Annotated in this window: 13 protein-coding genes; 4 read left to right on the top strand and 9 right to left on the bottom strand. The window is 60.7% G+C overall.

What is annotated here, in order from left to right; all coding sequences use genetic code 11:
* Nucleotides 1–2: 2 nt before the first annotated feature.
* Both degP and dgt read right to left on the bottom strand, forming a co-directional pair.
* Nucleotides 3–1,430, bottom strand: coding sequence for a serine endoprotease DegP (degP, locus tag AFK67_RS03975; protein WP_007718081.1), 1,428 nt, complete (start codon nt 1,428–1,430; stop codon nt 3–5).
* A 142-nt stretch (nt 1,431–1,572) separates the two neighbouring features.
* Nucleotides 1,573–3,087, bottom strand: a complete 1,515-nt coding sequence (dgt, locus tag AFK67_RS03970; RefSeq protein ID WP_038884772.1) for a dGTPase — start codon at nt 3,085–3,087, stop codon at nt 1,573–1,575.
* A gap of 94 nt (nt 3,088–3,181) precedes the next feature.
* Between dgt and mtnN the strand changes: the two genes are divergently transcribed.
* From mtnN to AFK67_RS03955, 3 genes are read left to right on the top strand one after another with little or no spacing between them, the layout of a single operon-like run.
* Complete coding sequence (mtnN, locus tag AFK67_RS03965; RefSeq protein WP_007718079.1) at nt 3,182–3,880, top strand: 5'-methylthioadenosine/S-adenosylhomocysteine nucleosidase; 699 nt, start codon at nt 3,182–3,184, stop codon at nt 3,878–3,880.
* Entirely contained in the window at nt 3,873–4,673 is an 801-nt protein-coding gene (gene btuF, locus AFK67_RS03960; RefSeq protein ID WP_007718078.1) for a vitamin B12 ABC transporter substrate-binding protein BtuF, read from the top strand. Before mtnN ends, btuF begins: the two co-directional genes overlap by 8 nt.
* Nucleotides 4,674–4,689: 16 nt before the next feature.
* Entirely contained in the window at nt 4,690–5,310 is a 621-nt protein-coding gene (locus AFK67_RS03955; protein ID WP_007718077.1) for a TRIC cation channel family protein, read from the top strand.
* Nucleotides 5,311–5,362: 52 nt separating this feature from the next.
* On the opposite strand, the gene erpA is transcribed toward AFK67_RS03955, so the two are convergent.
* Together erpA and clcA are read right to left on the bottom strand one after the other, a co-directional pair.
* Complete coding sequence (erpA, locus tag AFK67_RS03950) at nt 5,363–5,707, bottom strand: iron-sulfur cluster insertion protein ErpA (protein WP_007718076.1); 345 nt, start codon at nt 5,705–5,707, stop codon at nt 5,363–5,365.
* Between the two features lie 81 nt (nt 5,708–5,788).
* A complete protein-coding gene (clcA, locus tag AFK67_RS03945; protein ID WP_007718075.1) occupies nt 5,789–7,192 on the bottom strand; it encodes a H(+)/Cl(-) exchange transporter ClcA in 1,404 nt (467 codons plus the stop codon).
* A 171-nt stretch (nt 7,193–7,363) separates the two neighbouring features.
* On the opposite strand from clcA, the gene hemL reads away from it, so the two are divergent.
* Nucleotides 7,364–8,644 carry a glutamate-1-semialdehyde 2,1-aminomutase gene (hemL, locus tag AFK67_RS03940; RefSeq protein ID WP_007718065.1) on the top strand — a complete coding sequence of 427 codons (1,281 nt, stop codon included), beginning with the start codon at nt 7,364–7,366 and terminating at the stop codon, nt 8,642–8,644.
* 122 nt (nt 8,645–8,766) lie between these two features.
* Here hemL and fhuB read toward each other — a convergent pair whose 3' ends face one another.
* The 5 genes from fhuB to mrcB all read right to left on the bottom strand — a co-directional run bounded on the left by fhuB (nt 8,767) and on the right by mrcB (nt 17,492).
* Nucleotides 8,767–10,752 carry a Fe(3+)-hydroxamate ABC transporter permease FhuB gene (fhuB, locus tag AFK67_RS03935; protein ID WP_007718061.1) on the bottom strand — a complete coding sequence of 662 codons (1,986 nt, stop codon included), beginning with the start codon at nt 10,750–10,752 and terminating at the stop codon, nt 8,767–8,769.
* A complete protein-coding gene (gene fhuD / locus AFK67_RS03930; RefSeq protein WP_007718059.1) occupies nt 10,749–11,645 on the bottom strand; it encodes a Fe(3+)-hydroxamate ABC transporter substrate-binding protein FhuD in 897 nt (298 codons plus the stop codon). Before fhuD ends, fhuB begins: the two co-directional genes overlap by 4 nt.
* A complete protein-coding gene (gene fhuC / locus AFK67_RS03925; protein ID WP_038884776.1) occupies nt 11,645–12,442 on the bottom strand; it encodes a Fe3+-hydroxamate ABC transporter ATP-binding protein FhuC in 798 nt (265 codons plus the stop codon). Before fhuC ends, fhuD begins: the two co-directional genes overlap by 1 nt.
* Nucleotides 12,443–12,488: 46 nt before the next feature.
* Nucleotides 12,489–14,687, bottom strand: a complete 2,199-nt coding sequence (gene fhuA, locus AFK67_RS03920; RefSeq protein WP_007715406.1) for a ferrichrome porin FhuA — start codon at nt 14,685–14,687, stop codon at nt 12,489–12,491.
* Nucleotides 14,688–14,960: 273 nt separating this feature from the next.
* On the bottom strand, nt 14,961–17,492 hold the full coding sequence (gene mrcB, locus AFK67_RS03915; protein WP_007715409.1) for a bifunctional glycosyl transferase/transpeptidase: 2,532 nt from the start codon (nt 17,490–17,492) through the stop codon (nt 14,961–14,963).
* Nucleotides 17,493–17,527: the final 35 nt, after the last annotated feature.

Genomic DNA, 17,527 nt, shown 5'->3' with positions numbered 1-17,527 from the left:
GATTACTGCATCAGCAGGTAGATAGAGCTGTCGCCACGCTGGATATTCAGCGCCAGTACCGACGGCTTGCTGTCGAGGATTTTACGCAGTTCAGCGATGTTGTTCACCGGCTGCTGGTTCGCGCCGACGATAACGTCACCTTTCTTCAGGCCAATGCGCGCCGCAGGCGAGCCCGGTTTCACGCTGTTGACCATCACGCCTTTATCCTTGCCGCTACGGTTGGTCATCTCCGCCCCTTCGATACCGCTGAAGATGGAAGAAGAGTCGACCTGCGTCTGGCTGCTCTGCTGCAGTTCCAGCTCCACATTCACCGGCTTGCCGTCGCGCAGCAGGCCAAGCGTCAGTTTCGTGCCGACCGGCATGGTGCCGACCTGCGCGCGCAGCCCTGCGAAGCTGTTAATCGGCTTACCGTTAAGCGACACAATCACATCGCCCGCTTTCACGCCCGCTTTCGCGGCAGAGGAGTTCGCCAGCACCTGGCTTACGAACGCGCCGCGCTGGGCGTCCACTTTCATCGCCTTGGCGAGTTCAGAGTTCAGCTCGGTGCCCATAATACCCAGCTCGCCGCGTTTCACCTGACCATATTCCACCATCTGCGTCGTCAGGCTTTTCACCATGTTGCTCGGGATAGCAAAGCCGATGCCGATGTTGCCGCCGTCCGGTGCCAGGATCGCGGTGTTGATGCCGATAAGCTCGCCGTTCAGGTTCACCAGCGCGCCGCCGGAGTTCCCGCGGTTAATCGCCGCATCGGTCTGGATAAAGTTCTCGTAGTTCTCGGCGTTCAGGCCGCTACGACCGAGCGCGGAGACGATACCTGAGGTCACGGTTTCGCCAAGGCCGAACGGGTTACCGATAGCGACCGCGTAGTCGCCGACGCGCAGGCTGTCAGAATCCGCAAGTTTAATCGCGGTCAGGTTTTTCGGATCCTGAATCTGGATCAGCGCAATGTCGGAGCGCGGATCTTTACCCACGATTTTGGCGTCCAGCTTGCGGCCGTCGCTCAGCTGCACTTTGATGGTGGTCGCGTTATCCACCACGTGGTTATTGGTCACCACATAGCCTTTGGCGGCGTCGATAATCACGCCAGAGCCCAGCGCCATGAATTTCTGCTGCTGGCCGCCGCCGTCAGCGCCGCCAGGGCCTCCCTGACAGAATGGCGAACTCTGGAACGGCGAGCCATCCTGACAGAACGGCGAATCATCGCCGAAAAACTGCTGGAAGTTACGCGGCATACGCGGCGTGTTCACCGTCGTGCTGCCCTCGACGTTAATGCTGACAACGGAAGGCATCACTTTTTCCAGCATCGGCGCCAGGCTCGGCATCGCCTGCGACGTGACCGCAGATGCCGTCTCAGCGGCAAAGGAAACCGGGCTTAACGCCAGTCCAAGGCTCAGAGCCAGCGCACTCATTGCTAACGTGGTTTTTTTCATCATTTCATTCCCAACTAACAAGTAACGCAAATAAATTGCTGTGAAGGTGACTACTCAGAGCGAATTTATAGCGCGAAGTTCCACCGTTAATTTTCTGAAAAAAGTAAAAATTTATTGGCCGTCTTTACAAAACGCAACGGCATTATTCCACCGCCATTAGCCTGCGATATTCATCCCATGCATATAAATCAGTCATCCCGCTGATATAGTCCTGGATGAGACGGCAGCGATAATAATATTCCCAGACGGGGAAATCTGCCGCCTGCGGGTGCAAATTATTCACCGCTTCTATATAAGCCAGCCGGTGGCGGGAAGAGAGCTTATGGTAAAGGCGCGATTCAATCGGTAGCCCGCGCACGCTCTCTTTTTCCACCAGCTCGCGAAATTGCGCCAGCGTCAGCGACAGCAGCGGGCGATAAATATCCAGCAGGCCGCTAATCACCCGGTAGCCCTGTAATTCCAGCTGTTCGACGTCAGGGTGGTTAAACACATGACGCACCGCGACATTTTTATAAAGCTCCAGCAGGCGGCTAAACGGGCTGTCATCTTCCAGCAGCGCATGATTAAAAGAGCCGTCAAACACCGCCGGCAGATTATCAATAAAACGCTGGGCGGCGTAGGGCGCCAGCCGGTTTAACGTATTGACGCGCAGATACATAAAGAACTGATCTTCCGCGCTGTGGTGCAGCTGATTCGTGCCCGATTTATCCCAGGCGTTTTGCACCACCAGATTGAAGAGATCGCCAGACTGATGCTCGCCCCACGCGTCATAAAGATGCTGATATAACTGCTCGACGCTGAAGATGCGTTTTTCCACCGCGTCTTCGAGATCCGCCACGCAATAGGAAATATCGTCGGCCGCCTCCATAATCCAGGCGAGCGGGAAGCGACTGTAAGCGTCTAATTGCAATTCTTTACGTAGCCGCGAAATATAGTGCTCTTCCGAGAGATAAAACCCCGGCTTTTTCATCAGATAACTGTGGGTTTCCGGCACCGGGCCGGTATGCCAGGCCGGGCGCGTATATTTAAGAATGCCGCCGACCTGCGCCCAGGTCAGGTTCATGCGCAGCAGCGTATGCACCAGGCGAATGCCCTGCGCGTTGCCCTCAAAATGGCACAGGTCACTGCGCACTTTGCGGCGCAGGGCGTTGAGGTCCTCTTCGCCCTCCTGCAAGCGCAGCGCCTGCACCGCGCAGCGATCCTGGCTTACCGGCAGATTCTCGGCATCGGCCGGAAAGAGCCGCTGGCTGAACCAGTCGTTAATCGCCGCCTCGCCGAAATGGCCAAACGGCGGGTTGCCGATGTCGTGCATCAGGCACGCCATCTCGACGATGCTCTCAAACGGCCCGGTCAGCTCCGCAAGGCCATACGCCTCAAGCAGCCCCTGCTCTTTCAGGCGGCTTAACACCTCTTTAGCGATATAGCGCCCGACCTGCTGCACCTCAAGCGAGTGCGTCAGGCGGGTGCGCACCGCGGCGTTGCGCTCAAGGGGGAAGACCTGGGTTTTCTGTTGCAGGCGGCGGATCGCGGGCGAGTTAATAATGCGGCCGCGATCGCTTTCAAAGATACGCAGGATCTCGTGTTCGCTTTTCACGCCCTGCGGTGAGCGATACCGGCGATGCCAGTTGATTTTGTTTCGGAAATCGATTTTCTGCATCCGCCCTCCCGGTCTGCGCGCGCACGCGAATTAATTCCTTGCTGTCTGCCATGATAGACTATGCCTCTGAATCCATCATTTAGCGAGTATCTCTATGAAAGCAGGCATTATTGGCGCAATGGAAGAAGAAGTGACGCTGCTGCGTGACAAAATCGACAACCGCCAGACCCTGAATATCGCCGGCTGCGAAATTTACACCGGCACCCTCAACGGCGTGGACGTCGCGCTGCTGAAATCGGGCATCGGCAAAGTTTCCGCCGCGATGGGCGCGACGCTGCTGCTGGAGCACTGCAAACCTGACGTGGTGATCAATACCGGTTCCGCGGGCGGCCTCGCGCCCTCGCTGAAAGTGGGCGATATCGTCGTGTCCGATGAAGTGCGCTATCACGACGCCGACGTCACCGCGTTCGGCTACGAATATGGCCAAATGGCCGGTTGTCCGGCGGCGTTCAAAGCCGATGAGAAACTGATCGCGGCGGCGCAGGCGACGATTGAACAGCTGAACCTGCACGCGGTGCGCGGGCTGGTGGTCAGCGGCGACGCGTTCATCAACGGTTCGGTGAATCTCGCGAAAATCCGCCATAACTTCCCGCAGGCGATTGCGGTGGAGATGGAAGCAACCGCTATTGGTCACGTCTGCCACAACTTCGGCGTGCCGTTTGTCGTGGTACGCGCGATTTCTGACGTCGCGGATCAGCAGTCGCACCTGAGCTTTGAAGAGTTCCTGGCGGTGGCGGCGAAGCAGTCGAGCCTGATGGTGGAGACGCTGCTCACGAGCCTGAACCGTGGCTAAGCGTTGGCTTAACAGGGCGCTGGTCGCCCTGCTTTTTCTCCCGGCGTGGCTCTGCGCCGCGCCACGCGTCATCACTCTCTCCCCCGCCAATACCGAACTCGCCTTTGCCGCTGGCATTACGCCCGTTGCAGTGAGCGCTTATTCCGATTACCCCGACGCGGCGCGTAAGCTTGAGCAGGTCGCCAACTGGCAGGGCATGAACCTTGAGCGCATCGTCGCGCTGAAGCCCGATCTGCTGGTTGCCTGGCGCGGCGGCAACCCGGAACGACAGGTCAATCAGCTTCAATCGCTCGGTATTAAGGTGCTCTGGCTCGATCCGCAAAATGTCGCGCAGATAGCTGACGCCCTGCGCGCGCTGGCCGCTTACAGCCCGACGCCTGAGACGGCGCAGTCGGCGGCGCGCGCGCTCGAACAGCGCTGGCAGGCGCTCGCCGCGCGTTATGGGACAGCTGCGAAAAAACGCGTCTTTATTCAGTTCGGCACGCGTCCGCTCTTCACCACCGGCAAAGCGTCTGTCCAGAATGAGATAGTCGAGACCTGCGGCGGCGCCAATATCTTTGCCGACAGCCCCGTTCCCTGGCCGCAGGTGAGCCGCGAACAGGTGCTGGCTCGCCAGCCGCAGGCCGTGATTATTACCGGCGGTGACACGGTTATCGCCGCCACGCGGCAGTTCTGGCGGCCACAGCTCGACGTGCCGGTCATAAGCATTAACGATGACTGGTTTGAGCGCGCGGGCCCGCGTATTATCCTCGCCGCGAATCAGCTCTGCCAGGCGCTGGCAGAGGTAAAATAACGAGTCGAGGAACATCATGCTGGTTTACTGGCTGGATATTATTGGCACCGCGGTGTTTGCCATCTCCGGCGTTTTGCTGGCGGGCAAACTGCGTATGGATCCGTTCGGCGTGCTGGTGCTGGGCGTCGTCACCGCGGTCGGTGGCGGCACGATCCGCGATATGGCGCTCGATCACGGCCCGGTGTTTTGGGTAAGAGATCCTACCGATCTGGTGGTGGCGATGGTGACATGTTTACTGACCATCGCGCTGGTGCGCCAGCCGCGCCGTCTGCCGAAGTGGATACTGCCGGTGCTGGATGCCGTCGGTCTGGCGGTCTTTGTCGGCATTGGGGTGAATAAAGCGTTTATGGCGGGCACCGGGCCGCTGGTCGCTATCTGTATGGGCGTGGTGACGGGCGTCGGCGGCGGTATTATTCGCGACGTGCTGGCGCGCGAAATCCCGATGATCCTGCGCACTGAAATCTACGCCACCGCCTGCATCGTGGGCGGCATCGTCCACGCCACCGCGTTTTACACCTTTACGGTGCCGCTGGAGCAGGCCAGCATGATGGGCATGGCGGTGACGCTGGCCATCCGGCTTGCGGCCATTCGCTGGCACCTGAAGCTGCCCACCTTTGCGCTCGACGAGAAAGCGTAAACCATAAAAAAAGCCGTGTCGCAAAACACGGCTTTTTTGTTTCAGCTGACTATCAGACGCTGAAGGAAGAACCACACCCGCAGGTGCTGGTGGCGTTCGGGTTATTCACCACAAAGCGCGAGCCTTCGAGGCCTTCGGTGTAATCCACCGCGCCGCCGACCAGGTATTGCAGGCTCATCGGGTCAACGACCAGCGACACGCCCTGTTTCTCGATAGTCATATCGCCATCGTTGATCTGGTCGTCAAAGGTAAAACCATACTGGAAGCCGCTGCAACCACCACCGGTGATGTAGACGCGCAGCTTGAGATTCGGGTTGTCTTCGTCTGCGATCAGGCTTTTTACTTTATTGGCGGCTGCGTCGGTAAACTGCAGCGGCAGCGCTACGTCATCACTCATTTTTTGCTCCCGTGGAAACCAGCAATCGGGCAAAGAATAACCCGATCTTTAGGGCCATTATCTATTACCCTGGTAAATCGTTCAAGTATTCCGCCCGTCGGCCTGCGCCTGTCGCTCCGCCTCCTGCTTCGCCAGCGTGCGCGCCAGGATGGTCGAGTAGAGCGGCTTGCCGCCGAGGAACTGGGCGAGCAGTGTCGCGCCGAGACAGGTAATAATCATTGGCAAAATGAGCTGGTAATTATCGGTCATCTCCAGCACAAGCACGATGCCGGTTATTGGCGCTCTCACCGAGGCCGCCAGCAGCGCGCCCATTCCGGCGATGGCGAAGGTGCCCGCCTGTAAGTGCCAGTCCGGGAACCAGGCGGCGCACGCCATGCCGAACGCGCTGCCAAGCAGCGTGCCAAGCGCCAGCATCGGCGCGAAAATGCCGCCCGGCGCGCCGGAAGAGAAACAGAGCACCGTCGTCACTACGCGGGCGATAAAAATAAACAGCAGCATACCGACGGTGAAATTGCCCGCCGCCGCGATGGGGATCAGATCAAATCCGCCGCCTGCCGCGACTGGCTCCCACAACGCCAGCAGGCCGCACAGGCCGCCGATCCCGCCGCCGAGCAGCACCCAGCGGGTAATATTGCCGTGATGAATACGGGCAAACACATCCTGCATGCCGAGCACCAGGCGATTAAACAGCGGGCCTATCGCGCCGAAAATAATACCCAGCAGCAGATAGAGCCACAGCGTATGGACCGGCGCGTTGGTCAGTTGCCCGACCTCAATCACCGCCCGCTCGCCGTTAAAGACGCGAAACACGATGCTCGACATAATCACGCCGGTAAACACCGCTTTGATGGAAATCAGGTTGTAGCGAAACTGCGGGCGCATCTCTTCAATAATGAACAGAATGCCCGCCAGCGGCGCGTTAAAGGCCGCCGCAAGCCCGGCCGCCGCGCCGGTCGCCAGCAGCGTATGGCGCGCTTCGGCGTCGCTGCGGCGAAACAGATCCAACACCATGCGCCCGATATTGCCGCCAATCTGCACCGTCGGCCCTTCCCGCCCCAGCACCATGCCCGCGCCGAGCGTGCCCATACCGCCGATAAATTTCACCGGCAGCACCCGCCACCAGCGCACCGGGCGTAGCTCTTCCAGCGCCCCTTCGATTTCAGGAATGCCCGACCCGCCCGCCTCCGGCGCGAAGCGGCGCACCAGAAAATACCCGACCATCGCCAGCAGCGCGGAGACAATAAACGCCAGCGGCCAGACGCGCCACGGGTTGTCCGCCGCCTGCACCAGCAGCCCGATGCGCTGCTGCGCCACCCAGACCACGGCTTTTTCAAACGCGACGCCCGCAAGCCCCGTCACAAGGCCAGTGAGCGCCGCCAGCAGCAAAATCGTCAACGGCGTTTTATCGCGCAGCAAAAGCTGGCGGATAATCGCGGCGCGTCGAAAACCGCTGACGCGGCGAGTGGATGTCGTCTGCGAATTCATGCGAACGGTTTCTCCGGGGGAAATTCAGGTTGCGCATTGTACGCCCTGCGGCGACGTCATTCAAAAAAGCCCTTCGGGGGGCAGCGTTTAATCGGGCAAAACTTTCATAACCCGGAAGGGATGACTTAGAATAGTCCGTTATCTCTCTTTCCCCGAATCAGGAGCCGATTCATGAGTAAGTCTGAAAACCTCTTTGCCGCTGCCCGCGAACTTATCCCTGGCGGCGTAAACTCGCCGGTGCGCGCCTTTACCGGCGTGGGCGGTACGCCGCTGTTTATCGAACGGGCGGACGGGGCTTATCTCTATGACGCCGACGGCAAAGCCTATATCGACTATGTCGGCTCCTGGGGCCCGATGGTGCTGGGCCACAACCACCCGGCTATCCGTAACGCGGTGATTGAAGCGGCGCAGCGCGGCCTGAGCTTCGGCGCGCCGACCGAAATGGAAGTTAAAATGGCGCAGCTCGTCACCGAGCTGGTCCCGACGATGGATATGGTGCGTATGGTGAACTCCGGCACCGAGGCGACCATGAGCGCCATCCGTCTGGCGCGCGGCTTTACCCGCCGCGACAAAATCATCAAATTTGAAGGCTGTTATCACGGCCACGCCGATCACCTGCTGGTGAAAGCGGGCTCCGGCGCGCTGACGCTCGGCCAGCCGAACTCGCCGGGCGTACCGGCGGATTTCGCCAAACATACCCTGACCTGCACCTATAACGATCTCGCTTCCGTGCGCGAGGCGTTCGAGCTTTACCCTCAGGATATCGCCTGCATTATCGTCGAGCCTGTCGCGGGCAACATGAACTGCATCCTGCCGCAGCCCGATTTCCTGCCGGGTCTGCGCGCGCTGTGCGATGAATTCGGCGCGCTGCTGATTATCGATGAAGTGATGACCGGTTTCCGCGTCGCGCTGGCGGGCGCGCAGGCGCATTACAACGTGGTGCCGGATTTGACCTGCCTTGGCAAAATCATCGGCGGCGGTATGCCGGTGGGCGCGTTCGGCGGGCGTCGCGAAGTCATGGAAGCGCTGGCCCCGACCGGCCCGGTCTATCAGGCGGGCACGCTCTCCGGCAACCCGATCGCGATGGCGGCGGGCTTCGCCTGCCTGAGCGAAGTGTCGCAGCCGGGCGTGCACAGCACGCTGGACACGCTGACGACGCAGCTGGCGGAAGGCCTGCGTGACGCCGCGCAGGAGACGGGCGTGTCGCTGGTGGTCAACCATGTCGGCGGGATGTTCGGTATCTTCTTTACCGACGCCGATAGCGTGACCTGCTATCAGGACGTGGTGAAATGCGACGTCGAGCGCTTTAAGCGTTTCTTCCATCTGATGCTGGAAGAAGGCGTCTATTTCGCGCCGTCCGCGTTCGAAGCGGGCTTTATGTCCATCGCGCACAGCGAAGAAGACATCAACACTACCATCGACGCCGCACGCCGGGTGTTCGCGAAGCTGTAATCGGGTTTGTTACCGTGGCGGGTGCGCTTACGCTTACCCGCCCTACATTTACGAAACGCCTGATTTTCTCTCGCTCGCGGGTGCGCTTACCGTTTAACCGCCCGCGAGCCCCCCCGCCTTCCCTACCGGCTCTGCTTACGCAGCAGATACACAAAATAGGGCGCACCGATAAACGTCGCCAGCAGCCCTGCCGGGATCTGATACGGGAACATCGCCATACGCCCCGCCCAGTCGGCCAGCATCATCAGCATACCGCCCAACAGCGAGGCGATAACCAGCTGCGGCAGCGCGCGGCGAAAACCGAGCATGCGCGTAATATGCGGCGCCATCAGGCCAATAAAGCTCAGCGGGCCGATGGTCAGCGTCGCCGCCGCGGTCAGCGCCGAGGCGAGCAACAGCAGCACGACGCGCGTCGGCGTCAGCGCCATCCCCACAGCCCGCGCGGTATCGCCGCCGAGCGGCAGCACCGTCAGCCAGCGGCGGCACAGCGGCGTTACCGCCAGCAGCGCCAGCATCACCCACAGCGAATTCTGCGCCTGCTGCGGCGTCACGCGGTAGGTGGAGCCGGAGATCCACGTGATCACCTGCGCCATGCGCGGATCGCCGCTCGCCTGGAGCATCACCAGCAGCATCGTGAAAGCCGTACTCAGCGCCATCCCGGCCAGCAGCATCCGGTGCGGCGAAAACCCGCCGCGTCCGGCGGCAACCAGAATAATCATCAGCGTCGCCGCCGCACCGAGGCTCCCCGCCGGCAGCAGCCAGCCGAAGGCGTCGCCCGGCACGAACAGCAGCATCATCACTACGCCGAACGCGGCCCCGGAGCTGATGCCCAGCACTTCCGGGCTCGCCATCGGGTTGCCGGTCAGCCGCTGGATAATGCAGCCCGCCGCCGCCAGCATCGTGCCCGCGCACAGCGCCGCCAGCACGCGCGGCCAGCGCCAGCCCAGCAGCTCGCGCAGGATGTCGCCCTGCGCCCAGACCCAGCCGTCGGCATCACGCCCGAAGCAGAGCGCCAGCGCCGCCACGCCCAGGAGCAGCAGCAGGCCCGCCAGCGTCCAGCGCGCCAGGTGGCCGCGCTCCGCCGGAATGCGGTCGCCCGCGTTCATCTCCGGCGCGCTCATGGTGCGCAGACGCGGCAACAGCCACAGCAGCAGCGGCGCGCCAAACAGTGCCGTCGCCATGCCGGTGGAGACCTCCAGCCAGACGCGGGAGAGCCAGAGAATAAATTGATCGGAAAGCCACAGCAGCAGCGCGCCGATAAACGACGCCAGCAGCAGCCGCGCCAGCAGCCGCCGCGCGCCGAGCATCTTTGCAAGCAGCGGCGCGAACAGGCCGATAAACCCGATGATCCCGACCGCATTCACCAGCAACGCGCTGATGACAATCGCCAGCGTCAGCGTGGCAAGGCGCGCCAGCGACAGCGCCAGCCCGAGGTTGCGCGCCACGCCGTCGTCCAGCCCCATAAGGGTTAACGGACGCAGCAGCAGCAGCGTCAGGAGCAGGCCCGCCAGCAGCTGCGGCCACAGCCGCGCCGCCACGCTCCAGTCGTTCTGGTTCAGCGCGCCGGTGCTCCATAAAAACATGCTTTGCAGCTGATCGTGGTGAAACAGCACCAGCAGTTGATTGACCGCGCCGCAGTAAAGGCTGACTACCAGGCCTGCCAGAATCAGCGTCACCGGCGAGAGGCGTTTGCCCCAGGCGACGCCGAACACCAGTAGCCCGACGACGCAGGCCCCCGCCAGCGCCGCGAACTGCCCCGTCAGCACGCCGCCGGGCAACGCCCAGAGCGTGGCGACGGTGACGCCAAGCTGCGCGCCGGTCGCCACCCCAAGCGTGGTCGGCTCGGCCAGCGGGTTACGCAATACCTGCTGGAACAGCACGCCCACCAGCCCCAGTCCCGCGCCCACCAGCAGCGACACCGCAAAACGCGGCAGGAGGCTGTAGTGGAACAGCATCTGGTCAATGGCGTCGATATCCGGTTGCCACAGCGCCTCGCGCCACTGCGCGCGCGGCAGCCAGGCGGTGAGGTTGACCCAGCTCAGGCCGAGCGCCAGCGCGAACAACAGCCCCAGCAGCAGCGCCGGGAAAAGCAGATGACGTGGCTTCATGCCCGGCCTCCCAGCGCGTTATCCAGCACCCGGCCAAAGCGCATCGCCGAGAGCGTCGCGCCGTAGAACCAGACCGCGGGCACGCGCTGAAAGCGTCCTGCGCGTATAAAGGGCATCGCCTGCCACAATGGCGTGGCGGCAAGCTGGCGCATCGCCTGATCGTCGCCATGCTCAAAACAGATAACATCGGCGTCTTTAAACTGCGCGAGCCGCTCGACGCCGACAATCGCGCTGCCCCAGAAGTTTGTGCCATCCTGCCAGGCGTTAGGCACGTTGACCGCGTCCAGCACCGGCTGGAACAGGCTGTTGGTGCCGATGGTCAGCGCATGGCGCGCATCGAGCAGCGACATCATCAACAGCGGCCGTCCGCCACGCCCCGCAAAGCGCGGCTTCATCCGCGCCAGGAACTGGTCGAACGCATCGAGATGCGCTTTCGCGCCCGCCTGAAGACCCAGCCGCTCCGCCAGCGCCAGCAGCGACTGACGCGCCATCGACAGCGGCGCTTTGCCGTCGGTAAAGGTCACGCCCATGCCGGGCGCGATACGCTTAAGCTGCGCCTCTGCCGGGCCATAGCCGGATGACCAGAACATCAGCGACGGCTTTAGCTGGGTGAGCAGTTCGAGATTCGGCTCGGTGCGCAGGCCGACGTCGATAACCGAGTCCGGCAGCGGCGGAGAGTTGACCCACAGCCGGTAGTTCGGCACGTCCGCCACCGCGTAAGGCGTCACGCCGAGCGCCAGCAGCTGTTCGACGGGCAGCCATTCGAGCGCCACAATACGTTTAAGATCGACCGTCGCCGCGCGCGCGTTGGCCATCTGCCACATCAGCGGCGAGAGCGCCATCGCCGTCATCAGACGCCGACGGCTAAAAGGCGTTGAGAGAACATCACGCATCAGCAGACAAAGCTCACCGGTGCCAGGCCCGCCGGATGCGGCAGAATGCCCATCGGAATGCCATAGATTTGCTGTAGTGTCTCGCCGTTCATTAATTCCAGCGGACTGCCCTGGGCTATCATTTCGCCGCCGCGCAGCGCCACCAGATGATCGCAGTAGCGCGCCGCCATGTTGATATCGTGCAGCACAGCGATAACCGTGAGGCCGCGCTGCTGGCTTAAGCGGTGAATCAGCGCCAGCACGTCCACCTGGTGAGCGATATCCAGCGCCGAGGTCGGTTCGTCAAGCAGCAGGCAGCGGCTGTTTTGCGCCACCAGCATGGCGATCCACGCGCGCTGGCGTTCGCCACCGGAGAGGCTGTCCACCAGCCGGTGCGCCAGCGGCTTCAGCCCAACAAGACTTATCGCCTCTTCCACCCGCTCGCGGTCTTGTGCGCCGAAGCGGCCAAGCGCGCCGTGCCACGGATAGCGACCAATCGCCACCAGCTCGCGCGCCGTCATCCCTTCGGCGGCGGGCAACTGCTGCGGCAGATACGCCACTTCGCGCGCGAACGCCTTGCTGTTCCAGCCCGCCAGCGGTTCACCGTTGAGAAAAATTTCGCCTTCGGAGGGTTTCTGGTGACGGCCAAGCATTTTCAGCAGCGTGGATTTGCCGGAGCCGTTGTGGCCGATAAGCCCGGTGACTTTGCCCGCTGGAAAGGTGAGCGACAAGGGGTGAAGCAGCGTGCGTCCGGGCACACGGAAAGAGAGATCTTTTAAAGAAAAACCAGCATCGGGCGGGGAAGTTTTGTCCTGCATGATAGCCAACTTGTTGAAGGGCACGCAAAGCGTGCCCGAAGACGGATCAGAAGCGGAATGTTGCGGTCGCCGTTACCTGACGTTCCGCGCCCCAGTAGCATGCGTAATCTTTGTAGCAGCTAGAGACATACTCGCGGTCAAACAGGTTATTGACGTTTAAGGCGACAGACGATCCCGGCAGGCCTAAGCGCGCCAGATCGTATTTCACCATCGCATCCGCCACGGTGTAACTTGCAACGTTGAACGGTTTGTCTTTGTTATCGCCATAGGCATAGTAGCTTACGGTGTTCCCGACATAACGGCCGCCAGCGCCGATTGTCAGCCCGCTCAGCGCGGTATCGTGGAAGGTATAATCCGCCCACAGCGAGGCCATATTACGCGGCACTTCCGCCGGACGCTTATCTTCAAAGAGCGTGTCATGCGTGTATTTCGCATCGGTAAAGCTGTAAGCCGCGGTCACGTTGACGTTGGCTGACACCGCGGCTTTTGCTTCCAGTTCAATGCCACGGGAACGGATCTCGCCGCCCTGAACGCTAAAGAGATTATTCGCCGGATCGGCCGTCAGATTTTTGTCTTTGGTGAGCTGATATACCGCCGCCGTCAACACGACCGGCATATCTTTCGGTACATATTTTACGCCAGCTTCATACTGCTTCCCGCGCGAAGGGTCGAACGGCTTGCCGCTGGCACTTGAACCCGACACCGGTTCAAAGGATTCGCTGTAGCTGAAGTATGGGGAAACGCCGTTATCGAACAGGTAGTTAATGCCGCCACGCCAGGTGAACTGCTGGTCGTTAATCTCAGCAAGCGCGCCGGAGGAACGGGTATAGGTGGACGTTTTCGCAAAGTCGTAACGACCGCCTAAGGTCATCACCCACTTATTCCACTCCGCCTGATCCTGCACATACAGGCCCGTTTGCTCCTGACGGTTAATCACATCATAAAGGAAGTTAACGTTAACGTTAGGGTTGCCATACTGCGGATCCAGCATGTTGAGCGAGCTGGCAGTGCCGTAGTCTGCGTTAATGTCGTTACGCATGCGGGAGTAATCCACGCCCGTCAGCAGCGTATGGTCTACAGCGCCCGTCGCGAAATCAGACTGCAACTGCGTATCGACACTGAAGGCATTCATGTCTTCATCGGAACGCACATACGCACGGTTAATCGTCGCCGGTGCTTTAAACTCGTTGCCGTAAACCGAGCGATAGAGCGTATGTACGCGGTTATAACGCAGGTTCTGGCGCACCGTGAAGGTATCGTCAAAGGCGTGTGAGAAGCTGTAGCCGACCATCTGCTGACGGCGGGACATCTTGTTGTTTTCTTCACCTTCGTTGAAATCGGTCGGCAGCTTATGCGCCTTACCGTTAGCGTCGTAATAAGGGACAATCGTGCCGGAGCGCGGCAGCCAGCCGTAGAATCCCGCGTCCGGATCGCTCTGGAAATTACTCAGGAATGTGAAATCAGTTTGGTTATCCGGACGCCAGCTAAAGGACGGCGCAATGGCATAACGCGTCGATTTCGCCATCTCCTGCTGGGCATTCTGGCTGCGGCCCAATCCGGTCAGGCGATAGGACCAGACGCCAGCGTCGTCAATCGCGTCGCTGAAATCAAAACCGGTTTGCCACAGGTTATGAGAACCAGCCTTGAACTGCACTTCGCGCAGCGGCTCGGTAGTCGGGCGTTTGCTAACCATGCTGACGATCCCGCCAGGGTTGCTGTTGCCATAGAGCACGGAGGTCGGCCCGCGCATCAGTTCAACGCGTTCCAGGAAATAAGGGTCCATAGAGACTTCAGAATAGTTGTTGCCCTGAAGCTTCATGCCGTCGAGATACTGGTTGGTGTTCACCGTCGTCGACGTCGTAAAACCACGAATAGTCACGACGTCGTAAGTCGAGGAGCTACCGCGCGTGGCGAAGACGCTCGGCGTATAACTTAACACGTCTTTGACCGTTGTCGGCTGGCGGGTGTCCATCTCTTCCCGCGTGACAACCGAAACAGATTGCGGCGTTTTTTCAATCGGCGTATCGGTTTTGGTGGTAGTTGCGGAACGCTTCGCCGCAATGGTCGGGGCCGGGCCCCAGGCGCTCTCCTGCGCGGCTGCGGAAGCGGAAACAGTAATGGTTTCCTCTTTCTGACCGTGGTCAGCGGCAACGGCGGAGGCAGCAAAGCCGCCGCATGCCGTGGCGACGAAAACCGCCAGTCTGCAAATCCTGGTGTTGATCTGAGTGTGAGTAGAACGCGCCATGCTAATTTCTCTGCGTGAAAGTGACAAATGATAACGTAAACGAGAATTATTATTATGCGCCCGAGATAATATGCGAAAGGCTGTTTATATAGCAAGCGCCTGGCGCAGCGCGGGCCGCCAATGGCCCAATTCCTCACCAGAAGCGATTATCCGGTTAATCAGGGGATGCCGGAACGTTACCGGCCCTTTAACTCGCGGTGAAAATAAAAAGGGCTTAGCCCTCTTCCCGCCGAAGCCGGAGAGGCGCTAAGCCCTGTGTTCCCGAACGGGACGTCAGTTGCTGCCGAACATATCTTTAATCCAGCCCGCGACGCCGTCGCTCTTCTCTTCCTGCTGCGGCGCCTGTTGCTGTTGCTGCTGTTGCGGCTGCTGCGGCGCGGACTGCTCGAACGGATTGCCCGACGGCGCGACCGGCTGGCTCTGCTGGCAGAGCGTGTTCGGATCGCTGGTCCAGACCGGCAGCGTGCGCATGCCGCCGCCGCAAAGGAAATTGCCCATATCATCGACGCCCATGTCGACAATATCTTCCGGCGGCGTCAGATCCAGCGGGATCGGCGACTGATTACTCAGATAGCGCTGGTAAATCGCCATCGCGCCGCTCGCTCCGTAGAGTTTAGTCGGCTGGTTATTGTCGCGGCCCACCCAGGTGATCACCACTTCACGCCCGTCGATACCGGCAAACCAGGTGTCAACGTTATTGTTGGTGGTGCCGGTTTTACCCGCCAGGTGCAGTTTCGGGAATTTCACCGCCAGCGCATGCCCGGTGCCGCGCTGTACCACCTGCTGCATCGTCCAGAGCGTCAGGTAGGCGGCCTGCGCCGGTACGGCGCGCTCCGACTGCGGGAAGCTCTGATACAGCACGCTGCCATCTTCCGCGATAACCGAGCGCAGCACGGACAGCTGAGCGCGGTTGCCGCCGCTCGCGATGGTCTGGAACGCCTGCGCCACTTCAACCGGCGTCAGGTTCAGTGCGCCAAGCAACATCGACGGCACGGCGTGCAGCTGGTTTTCCGGCGCGCCGAGTTTTTTCCAGGTCTCGGTCACGGCCGGTAAACCCAGCGCCATCCCGAGGTTCACCGTCGGCACGTTCATGGAGCGCGTCAGCGCGTCCACCAGCATTACCTGCCCGCTGAAACGGTGATCGTCATTCTGCGGCGACCACACCTGACCATTCGGCTGGCGCAGGGAGATCGGCGCATCGGCGATCCAGGTGTTCAGGCGGTAGGTGTTGGGCTGGCTTAACGCCGTCAGATAGGTCGCCGGTTTCGCGAGCGAGCCAATCGAGCGACGTGCCTGCATCGCACGGTTATAGCCCGCGAACTGCGGGTTCGCGCCGCCCACCATCGCGCGGACTTCGCCGGTAAAGCGGTCCACCACGACCATCGCGGTTTCCAGATCCTTCAGCTTACGCTGTTTGATAAGCGCCGGAATGCCTTCCACCGCCGCTTTTTCCGCTGCGTCCTGCGCCACGGAATCAAAGGTAGTGAAAATCTTCACGCCGGAGAGATCTTTGACTTTATCGCCAAGCTTCGACTGCAGCTCCTGACGCACCATCTGCATAAACGCTGGCTGCGGGGAGATAACGCCGCCGCGCGGCTGCACCCCGAGCGGACGGGCGCTCAGCATGTCGTAGAGCTCCTGGTCGATGACCTTCTGCTCCTGCAACAGGCGCAGCACCAGGTTACGACGCTCCAGCGCCAGTTTCGGGTTACGCCACGGGTTGTAGAGCGACGCGCCTTTCACCATGCCCACCAGCAGCGCCTGCTGATCGAGGCTCAGCTCGTCAACCGGACGGCCAAAGTAGTAGAGGCTCGCCAGCGGGAAGCCGCGAATCTGATCGTCGCCGCTCTGACCGAGATAGACCTCGTTGAGATAGAGCTCAAGGATGCGGTCTTTGCCGTAGCGCGCGTCCATGATCAGCGCCATGTACGCTTCGTTGGCTTTACGCCACAGCGTGCGCTTGTTGGTCAGGAACAGGTTTTTCACCAGCTGCTGGGTCAGCGTACTGCCGCCCTGCACCGCGCGACCCGCCGTCAGGTTCGCCAGCACGGCGCGCCCGATGGAGTAAACGCTGATGCCGTCATGCTCATAGAAATGACGGTCTTCGGTGGCGATTAGCGTATCCACCAGCAGGTCCGGGAAGCCGGAGCGCGGCACAAACAGGCGCTGTTCACCGTTCGGCGACGAGAGCATCGTAATCAGACGCGGATCGAGGCGGAAGAAACCGAAGTTGCGGTTGCTGTCCATATTCTCAATCGTGGCCAGATGGTCGCCGTCAAACTCCAGGCGCGCGCGGATCTGCCCTTCTTTGCTGTCCGGGAAATCGAACGGACGGCGGATCATCTCGATGCTGTTGGCCTGAACGGTAAACTCGCCAGGGCGCGTCATTTTCGTCACCTGACGATACTGCGTCGCCTCCAGCAGCTTCACCATCTCCTGCTTGCTGATGGTCATATCCGGTTCAAGGTTGACCATACGGCCATAGACCGCCGCCGGCAGCTGCCAGACTTTGCCATCAATACGGCTGCGGATTTTTTGATCCAGATAAACGCCGTAGATAACAAACAGCACCACAAAAACCACAAACAGCTTTAACAGAAGCCACAGCCAGCGGCGTTTGCCGCGCGGTTTTCCGCCGTTGCCTTTTTTGCCTTTTACCTTACGCGGCATCGGCTCCTCATCGTCTTCGTCTTCATACTCATCGTCATAATCCTCTTCCCTGAGACGACGACGGCTTACCTTCTGTTTTGCCGGACGCGTCGGTCGTCCTTTGCGTCCAATAGGTTCGCGGTCATTCCCCGCCATGCTTTTTCTCCACAACATACAGGCGCAAAGGCCAG

This window comes from Cronobacter dublinensis subsp. dublinensis LMG 23823 (genome assembly GCF_001277235.1).
Lineage (GTDB): Bacteria > Pseudomonadota > Gammaproteobacteria > Enterobacterales > Enterobacteriaceae > Cronobacter > Cronobacter dublinensis.
This window is presented reverse-complemented; position numbering and strand designations above follow the sequence as displayed.

Coding starts and splice junctions, on each gene's coding strand:
- degP (WP_007718081.1), bottom strand. CDS start 1,430: ATGAAAAAAACCACGTTAGCAATGAGTGCGCTGGCTCTGAGCCTTGGA.
- dgt (WP_038884772.1), bottom strand. CDS start 3,087: ATGCAGAAAATCGATTTCCGAAACAAAATCAACTGGCATCGCCGGTAT.
- mtnN (WP_007718079.1), top strand. CDS start 3,182: ATGAAAGCAGGCATTATTGGCGCAATGGAAGAAGAAGTGACGCTGCTG.
- AFK67_RS03955 (WP_007718077.1), top strand. CDS start 4,690: ATGCTGGTTTACTGGCTGGATATTATTGGCACCGCGGTGTTTGCCATC.
- erpA (WP_007718076.1), bottom strand. CDS start 5,707: ATGAGTGATGACGTAGCGCTGCCGCTGCAGTTTACCGACGCAGCCGCC.
- clcA (WP_007718075.1), bottom strand. CDS start 7,192: ATGAATTCGCAGACGACATCCACTCGCCGCGTCAGCGGTTTTCGACGC.
- hemL (WP_007718065.1), top strand. CDS start 7,364: ATGAGTAAGTCTGAAAACCTCTTTGCCGCTGCCCGCGAACTTATCCCT.
- fhuB (WP_007718061.1), bottom strand. CDS start 10,752: ATGAAGCCACGTCATCTGCTTTTCCCGGCGCTGCTGCTGGGGCTGTTG.
- fhuD (WP_007718059.1), bottom strand. CDS start 11,645: ATGCGTGATGTTCTCTCAACGCCTTTTAGCCGTCGGCGTCTGATGACG.
- fhuC (WP_038884776.1), bottom strand. CDS start 12,442: ATGCAGGACAAAACTTCCCCGCCCGATGCTGGTTTTTCTTTAAAAGAT.
- fhuA (WP_007715406.1), bottom strand. CDS start 14,687: ATGGCGCGTTCTACTCACACTCAGATCAACACCAGGATTTGCAGACTG.
- mrcB (WP_007715409.1), bottom strand. CDS start 17,492: ATGGCGGGGAATGACCGCGAACCTATTGGACGCAAAGGACGACCGACG.